This is a genomic window from Microlunatus panaciterrae, assembly GCF_016907535.1.
Taxonomy (GTDB): Bacteria; Actinomycetota; Actinomycetes; order Propionibacteriales; family Propionibacteriaceae; genus Microlunatus; species Microlunatus panaciterrae.
In genome coordinates this window covers 3,195,117-3,211,656 of sequence record NZ_JAFBCF010000001.1, presented here as the reverse complement: position 1 = coordinate 3,211,656, position 16,540 = coordinate 3,195,117, and the positions used below count along the sequence as shown (strand labels likewise).

Annotated in this window: 12 protein-coding genes; 10 read left to right on the top strand and 2 right to left on the bottom strand. The window is 66.8% G+C overall.

The window, feature by feature from the left end; translation table 11 throughout:
• The first annotated feature begins 98 nt into the window (after positions 1-98).
• From ppdK to JOE57_RS14655, 3 genes are all read left to right on the top strand, one after another.
• Complete coding sequence (gene ppdK / locus JOE57_RS14665; RefSeq protein ID WP_338041404.1) at positions 99-2,786, top strand: pyruvate, phosphate dikinase; 2,688 nt, start codon at positions 99-101, stop codon at positions 2,784-2,786.
• 264 nt (positions 2,787-3,050) lie between these two features.
• Positions 3,051-3,524 (top strand): MarR family winged helix-turn-helix transcriptional regulator, encoded by a 474-nt coding sequence (locus JOE57_RS14660; protein WP_204919104.1) that lies wholly within the window; start codon positions 3,051-3,053, stop codon positions 3,522-3,524.
• Complete coding sequence (locus JOE57_RS14655) at positions 3,521-5,155, top strand: chloride channel protein (RefSeq protein WP_204919102.1); 1,635 nt, start codon at positions 3,521-3,523, stop codon at positions 5,153-5,155. Before JOE57_RS14660 ends, JOE57_RS14655 begins: the two co-directional genes overlap by 4 nt.
• Positions 5,156-5,177: 22 nt before the next feature.
• Here the strand turns inward: JOE57_RS14655 and JOE57_RS14650 are convergent, their stop codons facing one another.
• Complete coding sequence (locus JOE57_RS14650; protein ID WP_338041325.1) at positions 5,178-6,602, bottom strand: alkaline phosphatase PhoX; 1,425 nt, start codon at positions 6,600-6,602, stop codon at positions 5,178-5,180.
• A 515-nt stretch (positions 6,603-7,117) separates the two neighbouring features.
• Between JOE57_RS14650 and JOE57_RS14645 the strand changes: the two genes are divergently transcribed.
• The 7 genes from JOE57_RS14645 to JOE57_RS14615 all read left to right on the top strand — a co-directional run bounded on the left by JOE57_RS14645 (position 7,118) and on the right by JOE57_RS14615 (position 15,897).
• Positions 7,118-8,161, top strand: coding sequence for a hypothetical protein (locus JOE57_RS14645; RefSeq protein ID WP_239578958.1), 1,044 nt, complete (start codon positions 7,118-7,120; stop codon positions 8,159-8,161).
• A complete protein-coding gene (locus JOE57_RS14640; RefSeq protein WP_204919099.1) occupies positions 8,158-10,254 on the top strand; it encodes a phosphocholine-specific phospholipase C in 2,097 nt (698 codons plus the stop codon). Before JOE57_RS14645 ends, JOE57_RS14640 begins: the two co-directional genes overlap by 4 nt.
• Before the next feature lie 82 nt (positions 10,255-10,336).
• Entirely contained in the window at positions 10,337-10,792 is a 456-nt protein-coding gene (locus JOE57_RS14635) for a group II truncated hemoglobin (RefSeq protein WP_204919098.1), read from the top strand.
• Positions 10,793-10,853: 61 nt separating this feature from the next.
• Positions 10,854-11,801 carry a chitosanase gene (locus tag JOE57_RS14630; RefSeq protein ID WP_275588356.1) on the top strand — a complete coding sequence of 316 codons (948 nt, stop codon included), beginning with the start codon at positions 10,854-10,856 and terminating at the stop codon, positions 11,799-11,801.
• Between the two features lie 204 nt (positions 11,802-12,005).
• Complete coding sequence (locus tag JOE57_RS14625) at positions 12,006-13,028, top strand: MauE/DoxX family redox-associated membrane protein (RefSeq protein ID WP_204919097.1); 1,023 nt, start codon at positions 12,006-12,008, stop codon at positions 13,026-13,028.
• A complete protein-coding gene (locus tag JOE57_RS14620; RefSeq protein WP_204919095.1) occupies positions 13,025-13,846 on the top strand; it encodes a hypothetical protein in 822 nt (273 codons plus the stop codon). The genes JOE57_RS14625 and JOE57_RS14620 overlap by 4 nt, the downstream gene beginning before the upstream one ends.
• Positions 13,843-15,897 carry a DUF642 domain-containing protein gene (locus tag JOE57_RS14615; protein WP_204919092.1) on the top strand — a complete coding sequence of 685 codons (2,055 nt, stop codon included), beginning with the start codon at positions 13,843-13,845 and terminating at the stop codon, positions 15,895-15,897. Before JOE57_RS14620 ends, JOE57_RS14615 begins: the two co-directional genes overlap by 4 nt.
• 201 nt (positions 15,898-16,098) lie before the next feature.
• Here the strand turns inward: JOE57_RS14615 and JOE57_RS14610 are convergent, their stop codons facing one another.
• Positions 16,099-16,509, bottom strand: a complete 411-nt coding sequence (locus JOE57_RS14610) for an ester cyclase (protein WP_204919091.1) — start codon at positions 16,507-16,509, stop codon at positions 16,099-16,101.
• Between the last annotated feature and the right edge of the window lie 31 nt (positions 16,510-16,540).

Below are 16,540 nucleotides of genomic sequence, written 5' to 3'. Positions count from 1 at the left end.
CCGACCCGACCCTCGATCGCCATCGATGAAGCAGATCGTGGCCAGCGAAGTCGGGACCGATGGCCCTACTGGTCGGGAGTCGGCCGGTTCATGATCAAATCATGACCAAGTACGTCTATGACTTCTCCGAAGGCAGCAAGGACCTGAAGGATCTCCTCGGCGGCAAGGGTGCCAACCTCGCCGAGATGACCAACCTCGGGCTGCCGGTACCACCGGGGTTCACCATCAGCACCGACGCCTGCCGCGCCTATCTCGAGCACGGGCAGGCGCCCGAGGGTCTCGCCGAGGAGGTCGACGAGCACCTGGATGCGCTGGAACAGAAGATGGGTCGCAGGCTCGGCCAGGCCGACGGTCCACTGCTGGTCTCGGTACGCTCCGGTGCGAAGTTCTCCATGCCCGGCATGATGGACACCGTCCTCGACGTCGGGCTCAACGACGACTCGGTGCACGGCCTGGCGGCCTTGGCGGGCGGAGACAAGCGCTTCGCCTTCGACTCCTACCGTCGTCTCCTGCAGATGTTCGGTTCGACCGTGCTCGGCATCGACGCCAAGGTCTTCCATGACGAGCTGGACCGGGTGAAGGCCCACCGTGGCACCCGGAACGATCTCGATCTCAACGTCGATGACCTGGAGGCGCTGGTCACCACCTACCAGGAGCTGATCGTCACCCACACCGGCCGACCGTTCCCACAGAACCCCCGCGAACAGCTCGACATGGTTGTCGGCGCCGTCTTCGACTCCTGGAACACCGAGCGGGCGACCATCTATCGGCACGAGGAGCACATCCCCAACAACCTCGGCACAGCGGTGAACATCTGTGCGATGGTCTTCGGCAACGGCGGCATGGACTCCGGCACCGGGGTCGCCTTCACGCGCGATCCTGCCTCCGGTGCACAGGGGGTGTACGGGGACTACCTGCAGGACGCCCAGGGCGAGGATGTCGTTGCAGGCATCCGGAACACCGTTCCACTGGCCGACCTCGAGCAGCTCGACAAGACGTCCTACGACCAGCTTCTCGACATCATGGCGAAGCTGGAGACCCACTACCGCGACCTGTGCGACGTCGAGTTCACCATCGAGCATGGCAAGCTCTGGATGCTGCAGACCCGCATCGCCAAGAGGACCGCGGAGGCGGCGTTCCGGATTGCCTGCCAGCTGGTCGACCAGCAGCTGATCGACATGCACGAGGCGATCCGTCGGGTGAACGGGGCTCAGCTGGCCAACCTGATGTTTCCACGGTTCGACACCCACGCCGAACGGGTGCTGATCGCCACCGGCATGAACGCCTCACCCGGCGCCGCGGTCGGCAAGGTGGTCTTCGACTCTGAGAGCGCCGTCGAATGGGCCGAGCGCGGCGAGTCGGTGATCCTGGTCCGGCGCGAGACGAACCCCGACGACCTGCGGGGAATGGTCGCGGCGACCGGCATCCTCACCAGCCGTGGCGGCAAGACGTCGCACGCGGCGGTCGTGGCGCGCGGCATGGGACGCACCTGTGTCTGCGGAGCCGACTCGCTGACCATCGATGTCAAGGGGCGGAGGATGCGCACCCGGGACGGGGTCGAGATCGCCGAGGGCGATCTGATCTCCATCGACGGAACGACCGGCGAGGTGTTCGCCGGCGAGGTACCGGTGGCGGACTCGTTGGTGGTCCGACACTTCGAAGGCGACGAGACCACGACCGGTGACGAGCTCGTGGCAGCCGTTTCGCGCATCATGGAGCATGCCGACCGGACCCGGCGGATGGCCGTCCGAGCCAACGCCGACACCCCCGAGGATGCGGCCAGGGCACGCCGCTTCGGCGCACAGGGGATCGGGCTGTGCCGGACCGAGCACATGTTCCTGGGCGAACGCAAGGCGCTGGTCGAGAACCTGATCCTGGCCGAGTCGCCCGAGGAGCAGCAGGCCGCACTCGCCGAGCTGCTGCCGCGGCAGCGTGATGACTTCGTCGGCATCCTGGAGGCGATGGACGGGCTCCCGGTGACCATCCGGCTGATCGACCCGCCGCTGCACGAGTTCCTGCCGGACTATGCCGACCTTGCGGTCGAGGTCGCTCTGCACGACGAGCGAGGCAAGCGCGACACCAAGGAGCACAAGCTGCTTGAGACGGTGAAGCGGTTGCACGAGGTGAACCCGATGCTCGGCCTGCGCGGGGTCCGGCTCGGCATCGTCATCCCCGGCCTGTTCGCCATGCAGGCGCGCGCCATCCTGGAGGCGGCTGCCCTGCGCGTGCAGGCGGGCGGTCACCCGCACCCGGAGATCATGATCCCGTTGGTAGCCACCGTGCAGGAGTTCGAGCTGGTATGTGCCGACATCACCAAGGTGGCCGCCGAGATCGAGGCGGACACCGGGGTGCGCCCCGACTATAAGGTCGGCACCATGATCGAGCTCCCGCGGGCCGTGATGGCTGCCGGTGAGATCGCCCGCGCTGCGGAGTTCTTCTCGTTCGGCACCAACGACCTGACCCAGATGACGTGGGGCTTCTCCCGTGACGACGTGGAGGCATCCTTCTTCGGCACCTACCTGGAGAAGGGCATCTTCGCCGTCTCGCCGTTCGAGTCGCTCGACACCCAGGGCGTCGGCCAGCTCATCAGGTACGCGGTCGAGCACGGCCGCGCCACCCGTCCCGATCTGCACCTCGGTGTCTGCGGGGAGCACGGCGGCGACCCGGACTCGATCCACTTCTTCGACGAGGTGGGCCTCGACTATGTCTCCTGCTCGCCCTTCCGGGTGCCGATCGCCCGGCTGGAGGCTGGTCGTTCCGGCGCGGGTCCGTCCGAGTCGGCCTGACAGGCACCGCGCGCTGGCTGATGACAACGAGAAGCCGGCCCGTCTTCTCCCCCGAGGGAGACGGGCCGGCTTCTGCATCTCTGGGTCGCGGCGCTGGCACGTGGGGAGGATCTCGCCACCCGACCGGGCACCGGCCCTGAGTCGCGTTCAGACTTTCACCCGCAGCAGCAGGTACGGAAGGGACCTTGGTCCCTATCCTCGCGAGACCGCCCGGCTCTCATTTCGGGTTCGCCGACAAGCGTTGCGATATGCAAGACTTGCATAATGCATGAGAATCCCCTGGCCGAGGTCGTCGAGACCCTTCAGCAGGCCACCCGCGACTTCCTGTCCGTCGCCACGCACAGCGTGGACGCGGCCAGCGAGATCTCGCTCCCCCAGATGCGGTTGCTGCTAGCCATCTCGGAGACGACCGGGTCCTCCTGCGCCGAGCTGGGTCGCGAGCTGGGCATCGCCGGGTCGTCCGTGACACGACTCGCGGACCGGTTGTCCGGGTCCGGCCATCTTGTCCGGGAGAGCTCTCCGACGAATCGCAGTGTGGTCGTGCTCCGACTGACCGAACTCGGTCAGCGGGCCGTGTCCGAGGTGCTCTCCTGGCGCGAGCACGTCTTCAGCGAGGTCGCCGCACGGATGGCGCCAGAGTCGACAGCGCACGTCGTACGCGGCCTGACGGCCTTCCATCAGGCCCTCAACACCCAGTCCCTCAGCACCCAGTCCCTCAACACCGAGGCATCCCGGTGAGCCACAGAGCGAAAGGACGCCCGGAGGCGAAGCAGCCACTGGGTGACTTCAATGTGAGCCGTCGGATGCTCGTGATCACCGCCTGGGCGGTGCCGGTGGGCGCGCTGAGCGCGGTTGCGGCCTACCTGCTGCTGCATCTCATCGGCCTGACGACCAACCTGGTGTTCTACCAGCGGTGGTCCACGCGAATGGTGGCCCCCGGCGCCGACCACCCCTGGTGGCTGGTGCTGACCGCCCCGGTGGTCGGCGGGTTGGTGGTGGGCCTGATGGCCCGGTACGGGTCGGAGAGGATCCGCGGGCACGGCATGCCGGAGGCGATCGAGGCGATCCTGACCGGTGGCAGCAAGGTAGATCCGAAGGTCGCCGCTCTCAAGCCGATCTCGGCCGCAGTCAGCATCGGCACCGGCGGCCCGTTCGGCGCCGAGGGTCCGATCATCATGACCGGCGGCGCGATCGGCTCGATCCTGGCCCAACACGTACGGCTGACCGCGGACGAACGCAAGACCCTGCTGGTGGCCGGCGCTGCCGCCGGGATGGCGGCGACCTTCAACACTCCGCTGGCTGCGGTGCTGCTGGCGGTCGAGCTGCTCCTGTTCGAATGGCGGCCGCGCAGCCTGGTGCCGGTGACGACCGCGGTCGTGGTGGCCGCTCTCCTTCGTCTGCCGATGCTCGGCAGCTCGGCGATCTTCCCGATCACGCACACGGTGGACCAGATCCCGGCCACGGCCACCCTGCTGGCCACCGTCGTCGGTGCCACCGGTGCCGTCCTGGCCATCGCGGCCACCTGGCTGGTCTACCAGGCGGAGGACGCGTTTCGTCGCCTCCCGGTGCACTGGATGTGGTGGCCCGCCATCGGCGGGGCCATCATCGGGGTCGGAGGTCTGATCGAACCACGGGCTCTTGGCGTCGGGTACGACGTCATCGACACCCTCCTCACCGGCCAGGCGACAGTCGGACTGATCATCGGCATCCTGATCGTGAAGACCCTCATCTGGTCGTTGTCCCTGGGATCAGGCACCTCCGGCGGCGTCCTCGCCCCCATGTTCATGATCGGCGCCGCCCTCGGAGCTGCCGAGGGGCTCGGCCTGCCCCATGTCTTCCCAGGGTTCTGGGCCATGCTCGGCCTGGCCGCGGTGGTGGGCGGCGTGATGCGCTCACCCCTCACTGGAGTCATCTTCACCCTCGAACTGACGCACGCCTGGGTCGCTCTGCTGCCACTCCTGGTTGCCGCCGGAGTCTCCTACGCCATCTCGGTGCTCGCCCTGCGACGGTCGGTGCTGACGGAGAAGATCGCCCGACGCGGACTCCATCTGACCCGCGACTACACCACGGACCCGCTGGAGACCTTCTTCGCCGCCGACGTCATGAGCACCGAACCGGCAGCGCGCGCCGAGGCGACGCGGCTCCTCGCCGCCGACGGTCTGAGCGTGACCGAGGGCGACACCCTGCGGCACGTCGCCTACGAGTGCGCCCGTTCGGCCACCGACCGTGCCGTCGTGGTGGCCGCCGACGGCACGGCTGTCGGCGTGGTGACCCTTGCCGACCTGCTGCAGGCGAGGCTGCACGACCTGACCGAGGACACCCAACGCCAACGCCACCTCAACCTCCGGCGCTCGGCCCGCGATCGGTGAGCTGCGCCGGGCTAGAGCTCGATCAGGAACGCGAGCCCAGGTACTTCCTCCAGGGCCCACGGATCGCGAAGCTATGCCCCGGCTCCTGGACGTTGCCGAACAGGACGGCGCCGCTGGGTGAGAAGGTCGGGCCGGTCATCTCGCTGTAGACGTTCGCTCCCGACGTCGTCTGTTCCTGGACGATCAGGTTCCGGGCAACAGCCTGGGCGCCAAGGTCGCGGGACCAGCTCAGCAGATGGTTGGCCGTGTTGCCGTCCTCGGACAGGATCAGGCTGCCGTACGGAGAGACGTGCACGCCGTCCGGTCCGTCGAAGGCCAGATCGCGACTCAGCCCCAGTCCCGTCTCGGGGTCCACGGTGTCGCTGTGCAGCAGCTCGTTGTACGGGAAGTAGGCGGTCAGCGTGAGGGTCTGCGAGCGGTAGTCGTAGTACCAGATCTGGCCGTCATGCTTCGTGGCGTCCGCCGGCAGGTCGCCTGCTGCGAAGGCGAAGCTGGCGACGAAGTACATGCCGTGCCTGTCGCCCCAGGCCCCCTCCAGCTTCTTCGACCGGGTGACCTCTCCGTCCTTGAACTGCTTCCGCAGCGGCGTTGTGGCGGCGTGCCGGTCGGGCACCTGCTTCCAGGACGTCTTGAACGGCCGGCCGATCTGGGCGGCGGTCACGTACGCCAGGTCGGGCAGCACGCTGCCGTCAGGAGCATGCACGACCAGGGCCTCCAGACGACCAGCGTCCGGCTTCAGCGACTGGGCGATGTAGCGTCCCAGCCGGTAGCCCTCGGCGGCGGTCCACCGGTACAGCAGGCCATTCGGCTTGCTGGCGTCCTCGGTGAGATAGGCCCGCTCACGGGTGGACTCGATCACCACCGCCTCATGGGGAGCGCGCCCCCACGCCTGGATGGGCTGGGGAGCCTGCTGGTCAGGCATGGCGGGGAACACCTCGAAGACGTAGCCGTGATCCTTCTCCAGCGTGCCCGTGCCGGCCTTAGCGTCGCTCTCCTCGCAGGTCAGCCAGGATCCCCACGGCGTGATGCCGCCGGCGCAGTTGCTGATGGTCCCGGACAGGCCGACCCATTCCGACAAGCGCTTGCCGCGTGCGGTGGTCTCGATGACCGTCACGCCGCCGCCCAACACACCCGGGTCGTAGACGGTGCCGCGAACCAGCGGAACGGGCTGGGCACTCCCCGGTCCGGCCTCGTGGTTCTGCAACAGCCGCAACCGATCCCGGCCGTGGGCCACGACGCCGGTCCCATCGGGGCGCTCGGGCGTCTTGCCGATCGTCTTGCCGGTGCCGTCATGGATCTCGGTCTTGCCGGACACGGCGACCAGGTCGTACGCAAACCCGGCCGGCAGGGCGAGGAGATCGCCCTCCGACGACTCCAGCGGTGGAAACAGTGTGGCGCCCGCGCGGTGATGGTCTCCTCCATCAGCGAAAGCAGGCTCTGCCGACACGAGACCTGAAGTTGCGGCGACGAGACCCACACCTGTGAGAGCCCCGCGGTTGAAGAACTGGCGGCGAGAAACCGACATAAGAAACCCCGTCCTTTGAGTCAGACATTCAACGCCCGACTGGGCGTCCGGCCTCGAAATCTTCCCGGTCGGGGTGAACGACCGGTGAACCCGACACGACGAACAAGCGGGCACTCGACGTCCTTTTCTGCACACCCCTCGCGCTCTGCGCCTGTCGAAGAGCCACGCACTCTGAGTCTGTCGAAGAGCCATGCGCTCTGAGCCTGTCGAAGAGCCACGCGCTCTGAGCCTGTCGAAGAGCGGCCCTTCGACAGGCTCAGGGCACGACCACCAAGCTCAGAGCACGACCATCAAGCTCAGGGCACGACCACGAGGCTCAGGGAACGATCACCACTCAAGATGTTCCTTGTCGTGCACCGAGGAGACGGGTGCGCTTCACCCACCCGTTACCCGGTTGATCAAGGCTTTCAACCCTCGCTATCCACCAAGGGGAGTCAATGAAACGTCGTCTGGGTTTGGTCGTCACATCCGTGGTCAGCCTTGCCGCTTTGGCCATCACCGCCGGCTCGGCTTCCGCGCAGCAGACAGGCAGGCAGGCACATGATCACGGCCACGGTGGCGGCTACAGCTTCGCTGTGATCGGTGACATCCCCTACGGAGATGGGGAAGTCGCCGCCTTCCCCAAGGTCGTGGCTCAGATCAATGCTGACCCAGACGTACAGCTGGTGGATCATCTGGGCGACATCAAGAGCGGATCCAGCGTCTGCAGCGACAGTTACTTCCAGTTGATCAAGTCTGACTTCGATGGCTTCCAGGACCCGCTGGTGTACACCATCGGCGACAACGAGTGGACCGACTGTCACCGACCCAACAACGGTGCTTACAACCCGCTCGAGCGAATGGCCGCCCTACGGCAGGAATTCTTCCCCAGGCCTGGGCACACCCTGGGCCAGCACAGCGTGCAGGTGGACTCCCAGGCTGACGCGGGATACCCGGAGAACGTCCGGTACAGGCGTGCCGACGTGACGTTCGCGGCTGTCCACATCGTCGGGAGCAACAACAGCATGCAGCCGTGGACCGGCAACAGCGTGGCCACCCCCGAGCAGACGGCGGAGGTGCTCGGGCGGACCGCCTCGGTCATCGAGACGATTCATGAGTCGTTCGGCTCGGCGAGAAAGAATCACGACCGCGCCGTCGTCCTGCTGACTCAGGCAGACATGTTCGACCCGACCGTCACCTCTCCCAGCTTCGACGACTCCTACGCCTTCCAGCCCATCGTGGCAGCCCTGGCGCGGGAGTCGGCGACCTTCCCCGGTCCGGTCTACCTGTTCAACGGTGACAGCCACACCTACAACACTGACAAGCCACTGGCCAGCGGCTCGCGCTGGCTCTCCTTCTACGGCCTGAATAGACCCGTCGACAACCTGACCAGGGTCACCATCGACGGCTCCGACAACGCGAACAACTACCTGAAGGTCACCGTGCAGCCACATCACAAACCGGTCCTGACCTGGACCCGAGTCAAGTTCAACGCCTCATGACCGGCATCTCGAGACGGCGCGTCCTTGGTGCCGCCGCAGGTGGAGCCGCGCTGTCGTTGCTCCCTCCCTCGGTCCACGAGGCCATGGCCCGCCCGATGCGACCCGGGGGCCTCCGCGCGATCAAACATGTGATCGTCCTGATGCAGGAGAACCGGGCGTTCGACCACTACTTCGGGACCCTGCGCGGGGTTCGTGGCTTCAACGACGGCACGCCACTGCGCCTCCCCGATGGCCAGAGCGTCTTCCACCAGCCCGACGCGGCCGGTGGCACCGTGCTCCCGTTCTCCGTGCGGCAGGCGGCGGCGGATGCCGGACGGGACCGAGACGCGATCCAATACCTCGGCGCACTGGCGCATGGCTTCAAGGACGCCACCCAGGCATGGGCCGACGGTTGGTACGACAGGTGGATCCCGGCGAAGACCCCGGCGTGCATGACCTACTACGAGCGGCGCGACATCGCCCTGCAGTATGAGCTCGCCGACACGTTCAGCTTCTGCGACGCCTATCACTGCTCCGTGTTCGGCTCCACCAATCCCAACCGTAACTACCTCTGGTCGGGCACGGTCGGCAACGAGCCCGGCAGTCCGGACCGCGCCGTGACCAACGCGGCCTACTCCTACGATCATGCTGGCTACGACTGGACCACCTACCCGGAACGGCTCGAGTCGGCCGGCATCTCCTGGCAGATCTACCAGGAGTGGGACAACTTCACCGACAACGCCGTCGAGTACTTCCAGCGGTTCAAGAAGATCGGACACCAGATCCTCGCCCACGTCCACGGCGGTTACCGGACGACCGAGGAGTTCTACGACAAGCTCTTCGCCAAGACCGATGCGGAGCGCTCCCGCGCTCTCGGAGAGTTCGAGGCCGGGGTGGCGGCCCTCGCCCCTGAGGACCGGCGGCTGTTCACCCGAGCCATGTATCGGAGCGAACCGGGCACCCTACGCGCTCGGCTCAAGGCGGATATCAAGGGCGGGACGCTCCCCGCTGTGACGTGGCTGGTGCCCCCGGCCATCGAGTCGGAACATCCGAGCGTCTCCACCCCGGTGGGCAGCGCCAACCTGATCTACGACGTGCTCGACATGATCGCCTCGGACCCTGACACCTGGTCATCGACGGTCCTGATGCTGAACTTCGACGAGAACGACGGTTACTTCGACCATGTGCCGCCGCCGGTGGCACCTCGACCCGAGTCCGGCAACAGCGACGACTGGTTCAACGGCCAGCCGATCGGGCTCGGGCCCCGGGTGCCGATGACCGTCGTCTCGCCGTGGACGGTCGGCGGCCGTGTCTCCTCGGAGGTGTTCGACCACACGTCGGTGCTCCAGTTCCTGGAGCGGTGGACCGGGGTGGCGGAGCCGAACATCAGTCAGTGGCGCCGCGCGGCAACCGGCGACCTGACCGGTCTCTTCAGCTTCGAGCGACAGCGGCAGGCACCGTCACTGCGGGCACCCGGTCCGGTGCCGGCCGTGACGAGCCGATGGAGCCCCACCCCGCCGAAGGATCAGGCGCTGCCCGCCCAGGAGAGCGGCCGACGCCACACCTGCCCGCTGCCCTACCGCCCGTCGGTGCATGCGAACGTACGGGCCGGAGAGGTGGCGCTGGAGCTCACCAACACCGGCTCGGCACCGGCGCACTTTGCGATCTACCGCTACGGCGGTGAGCGTCGACCTGTCGAGCATCTCGACGTCCGCCGAGCGGCCCTGCGCCGGATCCCCTTGGGCACCGACCGCTACCACCTGGCGATCCAGGGACCCAACCGGTTCTGGCGCGAGCTGAGCGGCAGCACCTCGGGTCAGGCGGCCGCCGTCGAGGCCACCGCCCGGCAGCTCCCAGGCCGTCAGGTCCTCGACATCATCCTGACCAACGGCGGTCGCGAGCAGGTCACCGTGACCTTGACCCACGGCGACGAAGGCACGCCTCGGTCGCAGCTCAGACTGCGTGCCCACTCGACCCGACGGGTGTCCTGGTCCACCGACCAGGGCTGGTACGACGTGTCTGTCGCCGTTGTCCAGGACCCGACCTTCCATCGCCGGCTGACCGGACGGGTGGAGGACGGCCGGATGGGAGTCAGCCCGCCCGACGCCGACTGACGTCGAGCCGGACACCGTCACGGCGGTGCGCGACCGGCGGTGGAGCCTTGCGTCCGGTCTCCGGCTGACCGACACTCGATCCATGGACACGGTGTACGAGGCCGCCGGCGGGTGGCAGGCCTTCGTCGACCTGGCGCACGCCTGGCACCGGCGGTGCCTGGTGGACTCGGTCGTCAGTCATGCCTTCTCCCATCCGGGCCAGCATCCCCAGCACACCGAGCGGTTGGCCGCGTACTGGGCGGAGGCCCTCGGTGGGCCCTCGACGTACACCGACCAGTTGGGAGACCACAGCCATGTCCAGCGGCTGCACGCCGGAGACGGCGAGCATCAGGAGATGGATGAGCGCGCCCAGCGTTGCTTCGCACTCGCGCTCGACGACGCGGGCCTGCCTGACGACGAGCGGTTGCGTTCGACCCTGAAGGACTACTTTCGCTGGGCCACAGCGGATCTGACGAGATACCCGGACTCGGCGGCTGACGTGCCGTCCGGCCTGAAGCTGCCGCACTGGTCCTGGGACGGACTCGTGGTCGATCCCTGACAGGCTTTCGGCGTCCTCGGAACCGGCGTCCAGCCCTGACGGATCAGCATGAGAAAGCATCATGAACACAACTAGACAGCCGATCGGGCACGTCACGATATTCTCGTCGCTCTTGACGGCTTCTGCCGTGCTCATGGCTGGGGCTGCCGCCATTGCCGTCCCCGCAACTTCTCCGTACGACGCCAGCAAGCCAACGGTGACAGGTCGAGCCACCGTTGCTGCCGCGAGCACCCAAGCCATTCAACTGCCGGGGGCGTCGTCAACCCCGATGATCCCTCACACCTCACGTACCAGTGCAGCCGACCTCAGCGATCCAGCGAAGAAAGACATCGCCATGCAACTGGTGTCGAGCGCCGAGAATTCCTCACTCGACTGGAAGGCCCAATACGCCTATATCGAGGACATCGGGGACGGCCGCGGATACACCGCGGGCATCATCGGGTTCTGTACGGGATGTGGTGACCTGTTGCGGCTGGTGCAGGAGTACAACAGACTCGTCCCAGGAAACGTCCTCACCAAGTACATCCCCGCCCTTGAAAGAATCGGTAGTCGGGACGGCACACACGCCGGTCTCGATCCGAACTTCATCACTGATTGGAAGACTGCAGCGGAAGATCCACAGTTCCAGCGAGCGCAGAGGGATGAATGCGATCGTGGGTATTTCAACCCCGCCGTTGCGCAAGGCAGGACCGACGGCTTGCACGCTCTGGGACAGTTCTTTTACTACGACGCTCTCGTCATGCACGGTCGCGGTGATGACCCCATCAGCTTTGGGGGCATCCGTGCCACGGCCATGAAGAAGGTGAAGACGCCGGCGCAGGGAGGGGACGAGGCGGCCTACCTCAACGCCTTCCTCGACGCACGCAAGGCAGCCATGCTCACCGAGGCGGCCCATGATGACACCAGCCGCGTCGATACCGAGCAGCGCGTCTTCCTGCAGGCAGGCAACCTCGACCTCGACGCGCCGCTCACCTGGCAGGTCTACGGCGACCGCTACACCATCAAGTAGCACCATGGCCGCTTCTGCTCGTCGAGCCATTGATGCCATGCTCCAGCACGCGGCGTGAATACCTGCGCAATTCCAGGCACCCAATTGAAGGGCTTGAGGCCACAGACTACTCATCCCCAGCCAATTCCTGTGAACTCATAGACAATCTGGTCTTCGGGTGGATAACTTTTGTCGAATCCCGATCCGCCGAAGCAGGTGGCCCGCATGACCGTTCTCGTACTTCTCAGCTACGCGCTGGCTGCCGTGTTCATCTTCTCCACCTGGCAGAAGGTTCGAGCTCCGGCGCTGGCAAGATCGGCCGCCACCAATCTCGGTATTCCCGACGCACTTGCCGGTGTTGGCGTCTATCCACTCTGTGTGGCCGAGGCGCTGATCGCTCTCGGCTTGTTGATCGAGCCTCTGCACCGGCCGGCCGCCTGGGCCAGCCTGGTCCTGCTGCTCGCCTTCACGACGCTCGTTGCGGCGAACCTGGTCCGCGGCAACCGACCCGCGTGCGGCTGCTTCGGCGCCCTCAGTCAACAGACCATCGGTGCCGGCACCATCGTCCGAAACGCGGCGCTCACGGCTGCCGCTGGCCTCTTGGTAATCTCGCCGGCCGTCCTGGGGAGCCCGATCGAGCCGGCCTTGGCAGCGCACCCGGGAATTCCGTGGCTGGTCTCGCTGGTCGCCCTCCTCTTCGCGGCGAGCAGCGGCTGGGTGGCGGTCGCGGTGCTACGCCGGCACGGCACCTTGGTCTTACGGGTCGAAAGCCTCGAACAGCGACTGAAGCCGTTCAGCGACCTTGAGTACGTCTTCGAGGAGGAGCCGGCGACGCCACCGACCACTGTTGATCTCGCCTCCGCCGGGTTGAAGGATCCCCTCAGTTTGGACCCGATCAACCTGGTGGAGCTCGCCAGGACACGTTCGGTGTCCGCGCTGCTGTTCGTGGATTCCGGCTGCGGGGGTTGCCGGGACGTTCTCCAGGTCCTGGAGTCCGGCGGGGAGGCACCGCTCGATGTCCTGGTGACCAGCGCCACCGCCCTGCCCACGTTGCCCGGCGCCTGGACCGCGCGCTACGACGATCCCGGTCTGCCGCGCCGACTCGGCTGCAGTGGGGTGCCCTGCCTGGTCCCGCTCGATCCGAACGGAGGGGTTGCCGGACCGCCGCTACTCGGCCGGGACGCGGTGCTGGAAGCGCTGCGCAGACACCCGCAGCGCGTTGATCCGGTGCAAGCGGTGGTGTCATGACCGTGGAACCTAAGCGAGACGGCATCGACCGGTTGGGGGTGCTGCTTGCGTCCACGCCCAACCGCCGCAGTCTCCTCAAGGCGCTACTGCTCGGATCCGCGGCCGCTGTGGGCATTCCCTGGGCAGTCGCGGCGCGGGCGGATGCGGCGGCCAGCAACAACCAGACCGGGACCTGTACGGAACTCAGCGACTATCGCGGCAGCACCGGAGTCACCGACTCCGCCGGCAACTCCCACGCCGGCTACTCGGGATGGACCGAGGGCAAGGTCAACACCACCTACAAGGCCAGTTGGACCGGAACCCAAGGCTGGACCTGTCCTTGCCCACAGATCACCGATGAGGTGTATCCGGATCAGAGCAGTTGTGATCACGTCTGCCATCCCGGTCTCGGCGGCTGCCTCGTCGCCTGCGGCGGTGGTGGGGTGTGCCTGGAGACCAAGCCGCTCAAGCTGAAGATGACCGTCACCAACACCATCAGCCGACTCTCCTGGGCGCCGGCGGGTGGGGAGAAGTCGATCTCGGCCGCGTGCCGTACAGAGTTGCGACGGTGGAACACCGGTATCGACGCCCACGAGGCCCACCATGCCGCCGACAACACGTCGGTGGTCAACAAGGCCAATCAGGCCCCGGCCAAGAGATACAAGGCGTGCGGCAAGACTGAGGCCGAGGCGGAGGCCAACCTGTTGCAACAGCTCAACAAGGCCGCTACCGATGCCTCCGCGGCCGCCCAGAAGGAGATGAACCGGCTGGCCGCCGAATTCCATGCCTCCCCTGCCGGTGCCCCGATCAATGACCCCGACTGTGGAATCTGCGGATGAATGTCAGGCGAGCGGCCGCGCTCGGACTCGCGTTCCTGCTCGGTCTCGGCCTGCTGGGTATCAGCGGCTCGAGCGTTGCCTCGTCGAAGACGCTCCCGGTCGCGGCCGCGCCGATCGCGGTGCTGGCCGACCCCTCGGGAGGCCGGATCTTCGTCGTGTCCGGCCGTACGGTCAGCGTCATCTCGGCGACCACTGAACGAGTGGTCTCCACCTTCCCGGCACCGCCCGACCCGAGCGGAGCCGCCTACTCGGCCGCGACGGACCGGCTCTTTGTGACCAGTCTGAGCCAGAACACCGTGACCGCGTTCCGGCCCGGCTCGGGCCAACGGCTGGGCACGGTCAACGTGGGCGGCGGCCCGTACGCCATCGCAGTCAGCGATGAGCTCAAGCGGCTGTGGGTCACCAACAGCGAGGCCAACACCGTCAGTGTGCTCGACTCCTCGACGCTCGCGGTGACGCAGACGATTCCGGTGGGCCAGCGCCCGTACGGGATCGCCCTGGATGACGCCTCCAAGGTCCTCGCGGTCGCAAACCGTGGCAGTGGGGTCATCAGTCTGATCAACACCACGACCGGAGCAGTCAAGTCCTCCCCTTACCTCGGCGGAGGTCCAGTTGATCTTGTGGTCGACCCCGCAGGGAATGCCTTCGACATCGTCCGCACCGATGCCGATGCCATCACTGTCATCAAGGCGGACGGCACCCGTATGCGGGACCTGACCATCGGTACGGCGCCGTTCGGCGTGACCGCGTGGCCCGGCAAGAAGCTGATCTTGACGACAGAGGCCCTCGACAACACGTTGGCTGTGATCGATCCGGCGTGTGAGACCAACGCGCCGAGGTTGACCACCGGAGCGAATCCGGTCGCGGTCGCGGTGATCGGTTCGAGGGCGTACGTGGCCAACGTCGACGATGCGACGATCTCCATCCTCGACCTGCCCACCACCGTGCCGGCCTGCAGCAAGCCGCAGGCCCCCGTGATCACTGGGGTCGAGCCGCTGTCGGGCACACAGGATGGCGGCACCACCGTCACCGTGACCGGGACATCGCTCGCAGACGTCAGTCGGATCGATTTCGGCACGGTGCCGGGGACGGGACTTTCCTGCCAGGCCACCAGTTGCACCGTGCTGTCACCGGCGGGTACGGGGGTGGTCGACGTGACCGCGGTGAACCCGGTCGGTCGGTCCGGGACTTCCCCGTCCGCGCGGTTCGCCTATGTGATCGGCGAGCCCGGTCCGATCACCCTGCCGGAAGGCAACCTGATCCGTGACGGGGGCTTCGAACCGCCGGGTGCGGAACAGATCCAGAGCTTCGAGACCATCGACTCCGCCGATGTCGCCAAGCTGGGTGCAGGCTGGGTGATGTCGAATCCGGCCAGTGTCGACCTGGTCGGGCCGGGCGCGGACCAGGCCGCCGAGGGCACGCAGTTCGTTGACCTCAACGGCAACAACAACGCCGACGCGACCCAGACCGAACTGCGTCAGGATGTCACCACCCGGCCTGGGCGGGCGTACCGGGTCAGCTTCAGCCTGGCCGGCAACCCGAACGGCGATCCACCCCTCAAGACCCTGAGCGTCGGGTTCGGGGCGGTGCTCCGCTCGTTCGAGTTCGACGCGTCCGACAGCACTACCGGGGAGCTGGGCTGGAGGCCGGAGACCTTCACGGTGACCGCCTGTCGCGACACCACCCGGCTCAGCTTCCGCTCCACGACGCCGGGGACGCGGGGGCCGCTCATCGATGCGGTTGCCGTCGTCGATGCGGGCCCAGGACAGCCGTGCTCGACCGGCAGCCCATCGCCCTCCCCGACCCCGACTCTCAGTCCGACGCCCTCTCCGACCCCACCGCCCACTCCGACAGGTTCGGCGTCGGCATCCCCGACGACCACCGCCAGCGATTCGCCCACGGCTCCGACGCCCCGCCCACCGGATCCGTCCACGGGCCCGGACGGCCTGGGCAAAACCGGTGGTCCGGCCCTCATCGTGCTGGTGGTCGCCGCCCTGGCCTTGCTCATCGGCTCGGCCCTCCTCGTGCTCGGGCGACGTGCGGCTCGCTAGTGGTTGCGGGGCGCTGGCGCACCAGCTCTTGGGTGAGGTTGCAAGCGGAGGCCTGTCGAGGGGTGTACTGACAGTAAATCCCAGTCAGCACGGAATCCTTTCCGGGCCTGACCGCACTGGTGCATCGGGTGTTGGGGCCTGTCCTGGCGCACCCCCGCTGGGTCAGCACTTTCCGCTGCGACAAGAGAGGGTGATGCCAGGTCAAGGACTGAGTTGGTCCAGCAGCCCCTTCGTGTCCGCCTCAACCCAGCCTTCCACAGCCTTGCCGGACTCCATTCGGAAGATTTCTATCCACGTCGTCGTAACAAACCGACCGCTGGCGGCTTTGCCCATGAACTCGCCTTGGTGTGTCCCTCGATCTGTCCCACGAACGACGACCCGGTCCCCCTCCGCGATGACATCCTCCACCGAGGTGACGAGGTCCGGGAAGGCGACGCGGTAGGCGACCACACCTCGGCAATAGTCATCGGAACTCTGCACTGAGAAATTCAGAGAGTTGTGGCTGACGAATTGATCCCCGAGGAAAGCCTTCAATTCTGCAGGGTCGCCCTTGTTCCAGCCTTCCTCAAAGAAGCGACGGACGGCGGCCTTGTTGTCGTCTTCAGACGTCATTCTGACTCATCCCTTGTCCCCCGTTGGCCCG

Excerpts from the sequence above, each read along its gene's own strand:
- JOE57_RS14660 (WP_204919104.1), top strand. The coding sequence starts at position 3,051 with ATGCATGAGAATCCCCTGGCCGAGGTCGTCGAGACCCTTCAGCAGGCC.
- JOE57_RS14645 (WP_239578958.1), top strand. The coding sequence starts at position 7,118 with ATGAAACGTCGTCTGGGTTTGGTCGTCACATCCGTGGTCAGCCTTGCC.
- JOE57_RS14640 (WP_204919099.1), top strand. The coding sequence starts at position 8,158 with ATGACCGGCATCTCGAGACGGCGCGTCCTTGGTGCCGCCGCAGGTGGA.
- JOE57_RS14635 (WP_204919098.1), top strand. The coding sequence starts at position 10,337 with ATGGACACGGTGTACGAGGCCGCCGGCGGGTGGCAGGCCTTCGTCGAC.
- JOE57_RS14630 (WP_275588356.1), top strand. The coding sequence starts at position 10,854 with ATGAACACAACTAGACAGCCGATCGGGCACGTCACGATATTCTCGTCG.
- JOE57_RS14625 (WP_204919097.1), top strand. The coding sequence starts at position 12,006 with ATGACCGTTCTCGTACTTCTCAGCTACGCGCTGGCTGCCGTGTTCATC.
- JOE57_RS14620 (WP_204919095.1), top strand. The coding sequence starts at position 13,025 with ATGACCGTGGAACCTAAGCGAGACGGCATCGACCGGTTGGGGGTGCTG.
- JOE57_RS14615 (WP_204919092.1), top strand. The coding sequence starts at position 13,843 with ATGAATGTCAGGCGAGCGGCCGCGCTCGGACTCGCGTTCCTGCTCGGT.
- JOE57_RS14610 (WP_204919091.1), bottom strand. The coding sequence starts at position 16,509 with ATGACGTCTGAAGACGACAACAAGGCCGCCGTCCGTCGCTTCTTTGAG.